Here is a 13,959-nt window from a genome sequence, read left to right on the forward strand (position 1 = left end):
CGGCGTTAACCCCACCCGGGCCGGCCCCGCGTTTGCATGCTCCGAACCCCCAGGAGATGTCCCCATGTTCCGCTCGCTAGTCCTGCTCGCCGGCGCCGCGCTGACCGCCTCCGCCTGCACCCCGAGCTACGCCCGCCCGCTGGTCGACGTGGCGGTGATCGACCGCGACAACGGCGACTGGCTGACCAGCTGGCCGCATCGCGGCCAGCAGTGGATCGCCGGCACCCCCGGCCACCGTTATTCGGTACGGCTGACCAATTCCAGCGACCAGCGCGTGCTGGTGGTGCTGTCGGTGGACGGCGTCAACGCGGTCAGCGGCCAGACCGCCAATCCCCAGCAGGCCGGCTACGTGCTGGAGGCCTGGCAATCGACCGAGATCAACGGCTGGCGCAAATCGCTCGACGATGTCGCCCAGTTCGTCTTCACCGACCTGCCCGACAGCTATGCCGCGCGCACCGGCCGGCCGGACAACGTCGGCGTGATCGGCGTGGCGGTGTTCCAGGAACGCCAGCTGTATCGCCCAGTGTACCCGCAGCCGCGCCCGTATCCGTCGCCCTATCCGTATCCGCCCTATGCCCGCGCCGAAGGCGAGCGCGACCGCGATACGGCGGCCAAGGCCGAGCGCCGGGCCGGCAATGCCGCGCCCGCGCCTGCCGCCACCGGCAGCGCGCGCGAGCAGGCCGCGGCCGATTCGATGGCATCGCAATCGATCGGCACCGGCCACGGCGCGCGCGAATGGTCGCCGGTCTCGCAGACCGATTTCGTCCGCGCCTCGCGTTCGCCCGCGCAGGTGATCCAACTGCGCTACGACGATTACTACAGCCTGGTCGCGCGCGGCGTGGTGCCGCGCCATCGCGATCCGTACTACCCCGGCCGCGGCGAACCGCGCGCGTTCCCCAATGGATTCGTCGCCGATCCGCCTTCGCGCGGCTGGTGATCCCCGCGCGAACGAACGGGCCGGATTCGCATCCGGCCCGTTCGCTTTTCTACTCGGTCTGTTTCATCGAATTCGCGCATCCGATGGTTCTCCCGCGGCGGTCCACAGCGCCGTCGGGAGAGTTCCATCGCGCTACGCGAACGCGGGCTGCACCGCGTCCGCGCATCGGCTTGGCGCGGTCAGTTCAAGGTCTTCTCGAATTCCTTGACTTCCTTCTCGGCGCGGTCGCGTTCCCAACCGTAGCGTTCTTGCAACTTGCCCGCGAGGTATTCGGAATTGCCTTCGGCGACATCGAACACGTCGTCGGTCAAATCGCCCCACTTGGCCTTGGCCTTGCCTTTGATCTGGGTCCACTTGCCGGCAATGATGTCTTTGTTCATCGTAGAACTCCTTACGTTGGGGGATGCGGATTCTCGGATGGCGGGTTCGCGCATCGAGAAATACGTGGCGGGGAAACGATCCGTCGCCAAGCACGAAGCCGCATGAAACCACGCGCTGCGCTTGATCGAAGCTGTCGTTGCCCTGACACGGATCCGGCGTCTGGCTTGCCGATATCGCGAGGCCATCGTGGCATCGCCCGCATTCGCATCCGATCACGATTGCGTTAGCCGGGATTTGATGTCGATGAACACTTTGAACGCTTCAGTTCAATGTGTGCGCCGGTTCGCATCGCCGCGCGCCATCGCGCATGCGCGATGCCATCGATGAGCGAAAAAGAAAAAGGCCGGATCGCTCCGGCCTTTTCTTTCGCTTCGGATGTTCGCCGCGGCTTACTTGCCGTCGCGAACGTCCTCGGCCTTCTGTTCGACCTTCTCACCGGCCTTTTTCACGTCCTTACCGGCGCCGGCGATGGTGTTGCACGCGGACAGGGTGCCGATCGAGAACAGAGCCAGCAGCAACAGGGCAGTCAAACGCTTCATGGGATCTCCTTGGTCGGTTGCAGGTACCAGACGGCGCGGCACGCGTCGCGTCCTGGGTAGGGATCAGACGCGAGCGAATGTGAAGCCTGCGTGCAGCGGGCGTCGGAGATCCGCGAAAACAAAGGCTTGCGCGAGCGATGGCGGGATCCGGCGTCAGCGGCGATTCATCACCGCGGCGCCGGACGCCGCGAGCGGTTTCACTCGCGCATCAAGGTCGACTTGCCGAACAGACTCTCGACCAAGTCCACCGACAGCTTGGCGGTGCGGTTGCGCTTGTCGAGAATCGGATTGAGCTCGACGATGTCCAGCGACGCCAGCCGGCCGTTGTCGGCGATCATCTCCATCACCAATTGCGCTTCGCGATAGTTCGGGCCGCCCGGCACGGTGGTGCCCACGCCCGGGGCGATGCTGGGATCGAGGAAGTCGACGTCGAAGCTCACGTGCAGATGGGTGTTCTCGTCCACGCCTTCCAGCGCTTCCTCCATCACCCGCTTCATCCCGATCTCATCGATGTAGCGCATGTCGTACACGTCCAGACCGTGCTGCTGGATCAACTGCTTCTCGCCCGGATCGACCGAGCGGATGCCGATCTGACGGATCTCATCGGGACGCATCGCCGGCGCCGGGCCGCCGAGCGTGGTCAAGGCTTCCGGACCGATGCCGCACAAGCACGACACCGGCATGCCGTGGATGTTGCCCGACGGCGTGACCTTGCTGGTGTTGAAGTCGGCGTGCGCATCCAGCCAGAGCACCCGCAGCTGCTTGCCGGTTTCGCGGCAATGGCGCGCCACCGCGGTGATCGAACCCAGGCCCAGGCAATGGTCGCCGCCGAGCAGGATCGGCATGCGGCCTTCGCGCAATTCCGCGCCGACCGCGTCCATCACCAGACGGTTCCAGGTCACCACTTCGGGCAGATGCCGATAGCCTTCGACCGGCTTTTGCCAGGGATTGCGCGGGCCGTCGAGATTGCCGCGATCGATCACATCGACGCCGCGCGCACTCAAGGCTTCGCCGAGGCCGGCGATGCGCAAGGCTTCCGGCCCGAGCCGCGCGCCGCGGTGGCCGGCGCCGACGTCGGTCGGCGCGCCGATAAGCGAAACCGGGGGATAGGTACGATTCATAGCAGTTCCTCTGGCCGCGCTGGCTGACGGATGAGCGCGCGGCAAATAGTGAACGCGACCGATGCCCGCGGCATCGCGCGATCGCCGCAACAGGGCCGTTGCGGCCGCCGACGATGGGAGCATTCTAGTCGCTGGCACCAATAGCGGCCATGGCCGCCTTTGGGGCCTGACTTCCTTGGAAATGCACCTATGGCGTGCATGTTTAGCGCAAACCACGCGTTTTCCCCGAGTCAGGTTGTCGTGCGCCGAGCGGTTTGGTATGAGTGCCTCACAGCCAGACCAGGGGAGGGTCACCGTGCGGACCATCGCGGACTCGGCAGCGATCGCTGCCTTGTTGTTCGCCGCCGGTCACCTGAGCGCCTGCGCGCACACCTCCCGGCCTTCCGGTTCGATACCGGCCAAAGAGAGCGCTGCCATGACCTCGACCACGGCATCGGCTGTCAACAGCAACCCCACGCTCGATGCCGAGCAAATCGGGCGCAGGTTCCTGAAATTGATCGAAAGCCTCAAATCGCGCAGCGATTTGAGCGAGCAGCGCATCAGGGAAGCCACCGGCATCGAGTTGAAGCCCGGCGAGTCGGGCCCCTTCTACAGTCAGCCGCTGCAGGCGGATTGGTACTACATCCTGCATTACGTACCTGAATCGGCGTCGTTGAAACGCGGGGTCGGTTTGGAGTTCGGCAATCGCGCCGATCGTCATGCCGATATGTCGCCGATATGTTCGCTGAGCTTGCAGGACTACCACGGCGCGCTCGAAGCGATGGGATTTCATGGCGCACAGACTACCGGCGAGATCGGCCAGCCGATCGATTGGCGTTATCACCGCAACGACATCAGCCTGTCGATCGTCGCTTGGCCGCAAGCCGGTTCGCACGACGCAAGCAGCCAGCGCAACTGCGTGAGATCGATCGCCACCCTCAACTGAGTAGGGAGACTCATCCATGACCACCACCATCGATCCGGATCTGGAAAGGGCGATCGAACACTTCAAGAATCAGCCCGGCGTCAACGCCGATCAGGTGGAGCAACTGCGTTCTGCGATCCAGGGCGATCCGCGACTGCTGCTCGATCTCAATCAGGCTGCAGTGGCCGGGCAAATCCGCGGCTTCGCACCGCAGCCGGCCGCCGGCGCGCGGCCCAACCTCATCGGAACCTACGATCTGGCAACCGGTGTGATTACGTTGCCGGCATCGAGCCTACAGGCGAGCGGCACGACGGCCAGCGCCGATCTCAACGCAGTGTTGCAGGTACAGGACATGTCGGTGCGGTTCGCGAACGGCCGTTACCCCAACCCGGAGAATTCGCCTGACAGCCTGGGAGACACGCTGCCGGTTACCCAGGAGATGGTCGACAATCTGCAGGCGACGTTCAATGGTTCGCCGTTGCTGGCAGAACAAATCAAGCGAGCCGCGACCACGCCCGATCCCGAGGACACGTTCGCGCCGCCGCGCAATCATGTCGAGAATTTCGGATTCATCTCCGACACGAGAATCGCGGGCAATTACGACGGCGATGGCAAGACGATAAACATATTGGCGTCGAAGCTGCAGGCGGACAGGTACGACCCGATCGGCATGACCTTCCTGCTCGGGCACGAGATCGAGCACGGCTTGAACCATCCGGTCACTCGGCAAGCCGGTCCCACGCTACGCGCCGAAGCGGGCGCGGTTGCAGCGGGCACAAGCGTGGTCCACGACTACACCGCAGCCATCGGCAAGTATGTGCAGTCGGGTCGAATCAACGAAGCCGAAGCCGAAATCGCCGGATGGAACGCCGTGCTGAGCAACCTCCAGCAGAGAAATCCCTCGGCCAACCTGACCGAGATGCTGGGTACCGGCAATCCGAACATGCACGATTTCGTCGAGCGCGATCCTGTCACCAATGCGGTGCGGGCTTTGCCGGCGCCCGCCGGGGAGAAGCCGCTCTCATTCAACGCCGACGGCAGCCTTACACCCACAGCCGACAATATCGCCGCGATCGGTCGGCGGTATTTCGATCGTCCGGCGGCGACGCCGGGCATCGCTGGCGAATCTTTCTATCCGAACTACTACGGCGCCCATGCGGTGGAAGCGGCGATCGAGGCGGAACGTCAGCACGTTGCGACCCATCCCGGGGTCGACCACCAAATGACCATCGACATGGCCAGCCTGCAACTGAGCGAGAGCGCACTCGAACGCGAAGGCATCGATATCGACACTAATCCCCGTACGCCACAGCCGTATTACGACAGCAGCCACGGATCGGCGGTATTGCGTCATTTCGATCACACCCAGGACGGAAGCGTCAGCCCGGCCCACGATCATCGCTACGTGCCGGCCGTGCCCTCTTCCCACACGCCCCATCAAACGGACGCCGCGGCGCCGCAGGCGTTGTCGCCGAACGATCTGGCCATGCATGCGCGCATCCGCGCCGACCTGACCGCGCCAGTCTCCGACGAAGTGCTCACGCGCGCCGTGCGCGCAGCGAACCAACAAGGGATGGAACGACCCGAGCAGATCGGTTCAGCCGCGTTGATCAACGATCGGCTATGGGTTGCCAGCACGGTCCCCGGCTTCGTCGCCAGCGTGGACGTCAACGCGAGAACCATTGCGCCGCAGGCGGGCACGCAAACGCCGGTGCAAAACGATCAACGCGAGCAGGCCGCTCAAGCGCAAGAACCGGCGCGGACCGGGCCTCGTCCGTAGCCTGGTTGCCGCCGGACGGTTGCGTGTGGTTGCGCCTGAATCCGCGAGGTGGTGCGTCGACACCGAGGTGATGAGTCGAGGCGGTTGGAGACTTGGATCAGGTGCCGGGGTGCGGCCGGGAGAGTTGCCGGCCATTGGATGAGGCGGACCGGGCGGTTGCCTTTTCTCGGGTTCACGTGGTGCCGCTTGTCCGAATCGAACGGACGACCGCTCGCTTACAAGGCGAGTGCTCTACCAACTGAGCTAAAGCGGCGATGACGTGACGCGGTCGGCGGTTCCGGACAAGCGCCGGAAGCGGCGCGACCGGCGCATTCTATCGCGCCGGCGTCTCAACGCGGCAACCGGGCGGGGGCGTTGCCGAATCCAGGCGTAAAAACTGCGCGATTCAGCCCAGTCCCGTCAGCCCAGTCCCGCGCACGAACGGCCGCGCCAGCGCGCGGCGCCCGCGGCGCGGCGCAGTGCGTCGCCGTCGGAGGTGGTGGTGGCGGCATCGATCCAGCTGGCTCCGCCGCCGCTTTCGCCCAGGGCTTCCACGCGCACCGCGAAACCGGCCGCGCTGAGTTCGGCGCCGCGCTTGCGCGCCGATTCTTCGCTGCGGAACCGGCCCAGGGCGATCGCGTTGGCGTCGGCGCCGCTCATCACGAACAAGTCGCTGAAGCCGGCCGCGCGGATGCGTTGCGCGGTCGCCTGCGCCGCATCGGCATTGGCGGTCGGCAGGTACACGCGCCAGCCGCGCGAACTCTTGCCGCCGCCTTCGCTGCGGGTGGCCAGCTTCTGCGTCAACGGCACCAACTTGGCGAGCGCGGCGGAGGCGGCGGTGGCATCGGCGAACGGACCGACGCTGAAGCACTGCGGCTTGGCCGCGGGCGGCGGTTCGGGCACGGGCAGCGGGGTGGCCGGCGCGGTGGCGGCCGCGGTCGCGTTGACGGCAGCAGGTTTGCTCGGATCGGGTTTGGCGGGTTCGGGCTTGACCGGCTCGGGCTTGATCGCAGGAGCCGCCGTCGGTGCGGCGACGGCGGGCGCGGGCTTAACCGCATCGGCGGAAGCGCCAGCGGCCGCCGGCGCCTTGATCGCCACGGTGCGCGGCTCCTCGACCAACTTCAGTCGCGCAACGCCCAACGGCGGCGCCTGTTCCACCGGCGGCGGCGGCGCGGGACGCGCGATCCACCACGCGGCGACGCCGAGGTTGAGCACGATCAGCAGAACGATGAGGGCACGAACGAGCATGCGGGGATTCTAGCCTGCCCGGTCGCCGCGCCGCTCAGCGCGAAGTTTCGATTCCGGCCCAGATCGCGAGGCCTTCCAGCACCAGACCCGGCGCGGCGATCGGCGCGGGCAACGCGGCGGCGAGCGCGTCGCTGCCGCCGCCGTGCAACAGCAGTTGCGGCACCGTGCCGAGTTTGAGCTTGGCCGTGGTCAGGCTGCGCTCGATCAAGGCCAGGGCGGCGCCGTCGCAACCGGAGGCCAGCGCGTCCTCGGTGTCGGCGGCGAACGACAGGCGCTGGCCGCCCTGTTCGGGCAATTGCGGCGCGCGGCCGTGCAGCGCTTCGCGCATCAGCGTCGGCGAGGGCGCGATCAAGCCGCCGTGGTGCAGGCCCTCGGCGTCGATCAGATCGATGGTCAGGGCGGTGCCGACGCCGCAAATCAGCGCCGCGCCGTCGCCGCGCGCGTGCGCGCCGAGCAAGGCCAGAAACCGGTCGACACCGAGCTTGCGCGGTTCGGCATAGGCGATGCGCACGCGGCCGAAACCGCTGAGTTCGAAACTCGATTGGGTGCGCGCGATCGAGATCCGCCCGCAGCGCGCGCTCAGCGCTTGCAGCACCGCCATGCGCTGGGCCGGATGGGCGACGCTGGCCAGATACGCCACCTCGATCCGCTCCGCCGGCAACGCTTGCGCCAGCGCCGCGGCGATGTCTTCTTCGCGATGCGGCAACGCCAGCGCCGGGCCGGGACGGCCGTCGGTCGCCAGCGGCGCGCACTTGAGCCGGGTGTTGCCCAGATCGAACAGCCACGCGTTCATCGCGACGCTCCCGCGATCCGCCGCACGCTGACTTCGCCGGCATGGAAGCTGCGTTGCTGGCCCGAATCCAGACGCACCCGCAGCGCGCCGTCCTCGCCCAGACCGACCGCCACGCCGGTGTGCTCGGCATCGGCGCCGTGCACGGTCACCGCCTGCCCGGCCAGTACGTCGAACGCTGCATAGCGCTCGATGAAGGGCGCCAGGCCGGAGCCGTCGAATTCGTCCAGCGCCGGCAACAGTTGGTCCAGCAACGCCGCGGCCACCGCGTTGCGCGACACCCCGCGCGCGCCGGCCAACGTCGCCAAATCGCACCAGGGCTGATCGATTTGCGCCGCCGCAGCCGCCGGCATGCGCACGTTCAAGCCCAGGCCGATCACCGCGCGCGCCGGGCCGGCGTATTCGCCGCCGCCTTCGACCAGCAAGCCGCCGAGTTTGCGCAAACCCGCGCCGTCGAATACGACCAGATCGTTCGGCCACTTCAGGCCGACTTCGGCGAAGCCCAGGCCGCGCAGGGTCTGGGCGGCGGCGATGCCGGCGACCAGACTGAGTCCGCCTAACCGGGCCAAACCGCCGCCGAACGAGCGCGCCAGCGACAGGTAAAGATGCGCCGCCAGCGGCGAAGCCCAGGCCCGTCCGCGCCGGCCGCGGCCGCCGGTCTGGCGCTCGGCCAGCAGGGCGACGGCGCCGTGCGCGGGCGTGGGCCGGCGCAGCAGTTCGCTGTTGGTCGAATCGATGCTCCAGGCCACGTCGAGCTCGGCCAAACGCGTACGGGTGTCCGCGTCCAGCGCAGCGGCGATGGCGTCGGCGTCGAGCAGATCCAGCGGCTGCGACAAGGCGTAACCGCGGCCGGGCTTGGCTTCGATCGCCACGCCGGCTTCGCGCAAGGCTTCGATTCGCTTCCACACCGCGGCGCGGGTCTGCCCGGCCGCGCTGGCCAGCGCGTCGCCGGTGGCGGGGCCCGCGATCAGGCGTTGCAGCAAGGCGCGGTCGTCCATCAGCCCCGGCGCCAGCGATGCAGCAAGCGCGCGCGGGCGAAGCGCGATTCGGTGCCCGCGCGCAGCCGCGCCAGATTGCCGCGATGGGTGAACACGATCAGCGCCGCCGCGGCCGCCGAAAACCACAGCCGCGGCGCGCCGGCATCGGTGAACCAGCCCAGCAGCGGCAGGCTCAGCGCCGCGATCACCGTGGCCAGGCCGACATAGCCGCTGGCGATGATCACCGCGCCCCAGATCACCACCAGCACCGGCACCGCGAACGGCCACAGCACCAGCAACGAACCGATCAACGTTGCCGCGCCCTTGCCGCCGCGGAAACCGTGCCAGATCGGCCACACATGGCCCAGCACCGCCGCGAACGCGGCCAGATAACCGTGCGCGGTCACCGTCCAGTCGGCGCCGACCGGCGCGTAGCGCAACGCCAGCCACGCCGCCAGCGCGCCCTTGCCGATATCGATCACCACCACCCCGAGCGCGAAGCGCAGGCCCTGGGTGCGCAAGGCATTGGTGCCGCCGGCGTTGCCGCTGCCTTGTTGGCGGATATCGACGCCGCGCAGCTTGCCCAGCAGCAGGCTGCCCGACAGCGAGCCGATCGCGTACGCGGCCAGCAGCAACAGCGCCGACAACGGCGTCACGGCGGCGGCGATCGACAACGGCGGGAGCGAAGCGGCGAACGGCATGCGCGGATTATGCGCGAGGACGCGCGGATACGGGCCCTGCGCGGCCGCGCGGCGTGGCGATAAACCGCTCCACCACGGACTAACCCGCGCTGCCCGGCACCGGCTGCAACGACACCAGCAACGCGCCCCGCCCCGCGTGCGCGCCCAGCGCCGGCCCGGTTTCGACCAGCCAGGCCTGATCCAGGTCCAGCCTTCGCCGCAGCGCTTCGAGCAAGCGCTCGCCATCGGTGCGGGCATCGCAATGGCCGACGATCGCCCGCCAGCGCTGGCCACGCGCGGCGCGCTTGGCGATGTAGCGGGCGAACGCCTCCGGCGCGCCGGCCTTGGCGAACAACCCGCCGCTGACGCTCAAGCGGCCCTCGGGCCCGACCTTGGCGATCGGCGTGAGCCCGGTGAACTTCACCAGCGGCCCGGCCCAGGGCGGAATGCGGCCGCCACGCACCGCGTGCGAGATGTTGCGCGCCATCACCCAGGTCGCGGTCAGCGGGCGCAGCCGTTCCAGCTCGGCGACGATCGCCGCCAGCTCGATGCCGTCGGCGGCCAGCTCGGCCGCGCGCCAGGCCAGCAAGGCCTGCCCGCCGGCTGCGTTGAAGGTGTCGAACACGCTCACCCGCGCCGGATCGGCGCGCGCGGCAGCTTGTTCGCCGGCCTGCAAGGTGCCCGAGACCGCGCGCGACAGCCCCACGTACAACACCTGGGCGCGATGGCCCAGCAAGAACTCGAACGCGCGCCGGAAATCGCCCGGCGGCGGCTGGCTGGTGCGCGGCAAGTCGGCGGCCACGGCCATGCGCCGATAGAACTCGGGCGTGGCCAGGCCGACCTTGTCCAGGTAATCGCGGCCGTCCACCGACACCCGCACCGGCACCACCTGCAGGCCGTAGCGTTCGGCCAGCTCATCGGGAAGATCGGCGGCGCTGTCGGTGACCACTGCGACCCGCTGCGCGCGCTCCACGCTGCGTTGCTGCGCCAGCATGTCGTCGGCCTTCATCGCCTCGACCGCGCCGTAGCGCGCACATACGTCGAACAACAGCTGCGGCGAAGCGACATGGCCGTGCACGCGCAAACGCGCGCCGCCGCCGGCCAGCACCAGCGAGTCGGCGCCGCAGGCTTCCAGCGCGTCGCGCAGGGCCTCGCGCGGCAGATCGGTGCCGACCACCAGGCATTCGCTGCACCAGCGCCGGTGCGGATCGACCGCCTCGTGCATTAACGGAATCTGCGCGTCGCCGCCATGCGCGTGACCGTGGCAGGCCTCGTTGGCGGCCGCGTCGGCGCCGTGCACGCGCAACGCGCGCGGGCCGCCGTCGACGAACTCGGCGATGCCTTCGAGCAGATCGACGAAGCCTTGCGCGCCGGCATCGACCACCCCGGCCCGCTGCAACAACGCCATCTGCTGCGGCGTGCGCGCCAGCGCGTGGCGGGCGCGGGCCAGGGCGCTGGCGAAACCCGGTCGCGGGTCGCCGTCGACGCTGGCGCGGGCGGCTTCGTCCAGGGCATCGGCGAAGGCGTTGATGACGCTGAGGATGGTGCCCTCGACCGGATGCGCCAGCGCGGCGCGGGCGTTGGCCGCGCCGTGGCGCACCGACGCGGCCAGGGTCGCGGCGTCCAGCTCGGGTTGGCCGCGGGCGTGTTCGGCCACGCCGTACAGGAACTGGGCCAGGATCGCCCCGGAATTGCCGCGGGCGCCGTCGATGGCGTCGTCGCCGATGCGCTTGAGCAGTTCGCCGATATGCCGGCTGCGCCGGCTCAGCGCCCCGTTCAGCAGGCTGCCCAGGGTGTGGGCGAGGTTGTTGCCGGTGTCGCCGTCGGCGACCGGAAACACGTTGATCCGATTGAGCGCATCGCGTCCGGCGATGACCCGCCGGGCGCCCGCGATCAGGGCCCGGCGCAAAGCCGGAGCGGTCAGGGGCTGGCGAGGGTTCGGCATGGGCGCAGTCTCGCGCAAACCTGAGCAGGCGCCTGCTGCGCCGCAGCATTCACACTGCTTTGACGCCGCCGGTCCGAACCGCCGGCCCAAACCACCGATTCGGTACGGTTTTCGCGTTATAGTCGGCAATCGCTCACGGCCTTCCGGCCGCGCCGACCCCAAGGATTCCGCCATGTTACGGATCTGTATGTGCCTGCTGTTCGCGTTCGCCAGCCTGGCCGTCACGGAGGTCAGCGCACGCGAGGTCAACAAGCTCAGCCCGAACGACTCGTGCTCCAACAACTCGGCGCCGCGCAAGGACACTGCCGCGCGCGGCACCGGCCGCGGCAACGCGCCGCCGACCGCGCGCGACACCAAGGCCAAGCCCAGCGTGCACAGCGACTCGGAAAGCAACAACCGCATGCAGTCGCCGCGCTGGCACAATTTCCTGCCGGGCATGTTCCGCTGATCCCAGCCGGTCGCGTCTCGGATCGATTCTGATTCGATTCGGTTCCGGCCGACGTCGGCCGATCCCGCTCTTCTCGCAGTAACCCGCCTTGTTCGAATTTCTGCGCCGCCTGCGGCGCCCGCCAACGCCTATCGCCGACGCCGTCTGGCGCGACGCCGTCGACGCCACGCCGTGGGCGCACGCGCTCGACCCGCAACGCCGCGAACGCCTGCGCGAGCTGAGCGCGCGCTTCCTGCACGAGAAAACCATCAGCCCGATCGGCGAGCTGGAACTGGGCGAAGTCCAGCGCGCGCAGCTGGCGGCGCTGTGCTGCCTGCCGCTGCTGGAATTCGGCGTCGAAGGCCTGCGCGGCTGGTCGCAGTTGATCGTTTACCCCGAAGCGTTCCGGGTGAACCGCAGCCACACCGACGCCGCCGGCGTGCTGCACGAATGGCAGGACGAATTGATCGGCGAATCCTGGGACGCCGGCCCGCTGATCCTGTCCTGGGCCGACGTGCTGGCCGATTGCGAAGACCCGCGCGCCGGCTTCTGCGTGGCCGCGCACGAGATGGCGCACAAGCTCGATACGCTCGACGGCCTGCTCGACGGCACGCCGCCGTTGCCGCGGCCGTGGCAACGGCAATGGGCGCGCGATTTCCAACTCGCCTACGACGGCTTCATCGCCGAAGTCGACAGCGGCCGCGAGACCGCGATCGATCCGTATGCGGCCGAAGCGCCGGAAGAATTCTTCGCCGTGGCCACCGAATACCACTTCAGCGACCCGCGCTTGCTGCGCGACACCATGCCCGATGTCGCCGCGCATCTGCAGCGTTTCTACGGGCCGTCGCCGTTCGCCTGAGTCCCGCGCAAGCCGCCGTGCTTACAAGCCCGGCGGCAGCTTCACTTCGAAACGGGTGCCGCCCAGTTCCGCCGACGGGGTGACGTCCAGGGTGCCGCGGTAACCGCGGACCAGATCCTGCACGATCGCCAGGCCGATGCCGTGGCCCTGCACGCGTTCGTCGCCGCGCACGCCGCGTTGCAGGATCGTCGCGACTTTTTCCGGGGCGATGCCCGGGCCGTCGTCGTCCACCGCCAACAGCAGGCCCGGCCGGCGATTGGCCGCGACTTCGCCCGGCTTGACCGTCAGCAGCACCCGCGAATTGGCCCACTTGAACGCGTTCTCGAGCAGGTTGCCGAGCAGTTCCTGCAGATCGCCCGGCTCGCCGTGGAACTGCACGCCATCGGCCAGATCGAACTCGCACAGGATGCCCTTGGACGCGTAGACCTTCTCCAGGCCGCGCACGATTTCCTCGGCGTGCGATTCGATCGCGATCGGCGCGGCGAACAAGGCATGCCCGCCCGAGGCCGCGCGCGCCAGCTGATACGAGACCAGATCGTTCATCCGCCGCAGCTGCAGGCTGATGTCTTCGCGCAATTCCGGATCGATCGGCCCCGCCCCGTTTTCGTCGTCCAGGCGCGCATGCAGCACCGCCAGCGGCGTTTTCAGGCTGTGGGCGAGATCGGCCAGGGTGTTGCGCTGGCGGTCGAGGTTCTCGCGCTCGCTTTCGATGAAGGCGTTGATGCTCTCGGTCAGCGGTTCCAGCTCGCGCGGATGGCGCTCGCTCATGCGCGAGGCCAGACCGCGTTGCACCCGCTTGAGCTCCTCGATCACCCGCTTCAGCGGACGCAGGCTCCACTGCATGATCAGCGCCTGCAACAGCAGCAAGATCACGCCCGCGCCGCCGAGATAACGCCACAGCGCCTGACGGAACACCGCCACCTGCCGGCGCAGCTCGCTGGTGTCTTCCAGGATGTAGATGGTGTACTGGAACTCGGATTTGGAGTCGCCGTCGACGCTCCAGATCAGGCCGCGGCCGTAGCGGTAGGCCTCGCCGGAGCGGCCGCTGATCTCGGTCACCGGCAGCGGGCCCTCGAAGGTTTCCTTGGTCGGCTTGAGCATGCCGCCGTCGGGCAGCACCGGGCCTTGCGCCGACATCGAGTCCCAGTGGCCGTTGGGCAGGATCACTTCGGCGTACAAGCCGCTGCCGGGCCGGTCGAAACGCGGGTCGGGCGGGTCGTAAGGCGGGATGATTTCGCCGCCGCGGCCGAAGTCGGTGTCGGCGGCGTAGGCCAGCGCGTAGCCGGTCAAGCGCTGGCGCAGGTTGTTTTCGGCGGTTTCCAGGAACGCCCGGTCCAGCGCCACGCCGGCCAGGGCCAGGAACGCCAACAGGCCCAGGCTCGCGGCCAGCAA

The 13,959-nt window shown here is 68.5% G+C and carries 14 protein-coding genes and 1 tRNA gene; 5 read left to right on the forward strand and 10 right to left on the reverse strand.

What is annotated here, in order from left to right:
- Positions 1-64: 64 nt before the first annotated feature.
- Positions 65-937, forward strand: coding sequence for a hypothetical protein (locus tag V7787_RS43325; protein WP_336093829.1), 873 nt, complete (start codon positions 65-67; stop codon positions 935-937).
- Between the two features lie 179 nt (positions 938-1,116).
- Here V7787_RS43325 and V7787_RS43330 read toward each other — a convergent pair whose 3' ends face one another.
- The 3 genes from V7787_RS43330 to rocF all read right to left on the reverse strand — a co-directional run bounded on the left by V7787_RS43330 (position 1,117) and on the right by rocF (position 2,978).
- A complete protein-coding gene (locus V7787_RS43330) occupies positions 1,117-1,317 on the reverse strand; it encodes a CsbD family protein (protein WP_336093830.1) in 201 nt (66 codons plus the stop codon).
- Positions 1,318-1,707: 390 nt separating this feature from the next.
- Positions 1,708-1,857: an entericidin A/B family lipoprotein gene (locus V7787_RS43335; protein ID WP_336093832.1), complete on the reverse strand. Its 150-nt coding sequence runs from the start codon at positions 1,855-1,857 to the stop codon at positions 1,708-1,710.
- A 197-nt stretch (positions 1,858-2,054) separates the two neighbouring features.
- A complete protein-coding gene (gene rocF / locus V7787_RS43340) occupies positions 2,055-2,978 on the reverse strand; it encodes an arginase (RefSeq protein WP_336093833.1) in 924 nt (307 codons plus the stop codon).
- Between the two features lie 331 nt (positions 2,979-3,309).
- On the opposite strand from rocF, the gene V7787_RS43345 reads away from it, so the two are divergent.
- A complete protein-coding gene (locus V7787_RS43345) occupies positions 3,310-3,903 on the forward strand; it encodes a hypothetical protein (RefSeq protein WP_336093834.1) in 594 nt (197 codons plus the stop codon).
- A gap of 16 nt (positions 3,904-3,919) precedes the next feature.
- A complete protein-coding gene (locus V7787_RS43350; RefSeq protein ID WP_336093835.1) occupies positions 3,920-5,662 on the forward strand; it encodes a hypothetical protein in 1,743 nt (580 codons plus the stop codon).
- Positions 5,663-5,839: 177 nt separating this feature from the next.
- On the opposite strand, the gene V7787_RS43355 is transcribed toward V7787_RS43350, so the two are convergent.
- The 6 genes from V7787_RS43355 to V7787_RS43380 form a co-directional block, all read right to left on the reverse strand.
- Positions 5,840-5,915, reverse strand: a tRNA-Thr gene (locus V7787_RS43355).
- Between the two features lie 146 nt (positions 5,916-6,061).
- The gene (locus V7787_RS43360) at positions 6,062-6,889 is read right to left on the reverse strand and encodes a hypothetical protein (RefSeq protein WP_336093836.1); all 828 of its coding nucleotides are present in this window, start codon (positions 6,887-6,889) and stop codon (positions 6,062-6,064) included.
- Positions 6,890-6,923: 34 nt separating this feature from the next.
- Positions 6,924-7,682 carry a type III pantothenate kinase gene (locus V7787_RS43365; protein ID WP_336093837.1) on the reverse strand — a complete coding sequence of 253 codons (759 nt, stop codon included), beginning with the start codon at positions 7,680-7,682 and terminating at the stop codon, positions 6,924-6,926.
- Positions 7,679-8,677 carry a bifunctional biotin--[acetyl-CoA-carboxylase] ligase/biotin operon repressor BirA gene (gene birA, locus V7787_RS43370; protein ID WP_336093838.1) on the reverse strand — a complete coding sequence of 333 codons (999 nt, stop codon included), beginning with the start codon at positions 8,675-8,677 and terminating at the stop codon, positions 7,679-7,681. Before birA ends, V7787_RS43365 begins: the two co-directional genes overlap by 4 nt.
- On the reverse strand, positions 8,677-9,357 hold the full coding sequence (plsY, locus tag V7787_RS43375) for a glycerol-3-phosphate 1-O-acyltransferase PlsY (protein WP_336093839.1): 681 nt from the start codon (positions 9,355-9,357) through the stop codon (positions 8,677-8,679). Before plsY ends, birA begins: the two co-directional genes overlap by 1 nt.
- A 79-nt stretch (positions 9,358-9,436) precedes the next feature.
- On the reverse strand, positions 9,437-11,281 hold the full coding sequence (locus V7787_RS43380) for a DegV family protein (protein WP_336093840.1): 1,845 nt from the start codon (positions 11,279-11,281) through the stop codon (positions 9,437-9,439).
- A gap of 172 nt (positions 11,282-11,453) precedes the next feature.
- Between V7787_RS43380 and V7787_RS43385 the strand changes: the two genes are divergently transcribed.
- Together V7787_RS43385 and V7787_RS43390 are read left to right on the forward strand one after the other, a co-directional pair.
- A complete protein-coding gene (locus V7787_RS43385; protein ID WP_336093842.1) occupies positions 11,454-11,729 on the forward strand; it encodes a hypothetical protein in 276 nt (91 codons plus the stop codon).
- 88 nt (positions 11,730-11,817) lie between these two features.
- Positions 11,818-12,567, forward strand: a complete 750-nt coding sequence (locus tag V7787_RS43390) for a zinc-dependent peptidase (protein WP_336093843.1) — start codon at positions 11,818-11,820, stop codon at positions 12,565-12,567.
- Positions 12,568-12,588: 21 nt separating this feature from the next.
- Here V7787_RS43390 and V7787_RS43395 read toward each other — a convergent pair.
- Positions 12,589-13,959: ATP-binding protein (locus tag V7787_RS43395; RefSeq protein WP_336093845.1), on the reverse strand; the 1,371-nt coding region annotated here is incomplete at its 5' end.

This window comes from Pseudomonas sp. CGJS7 (assembly GCF_036961695.1).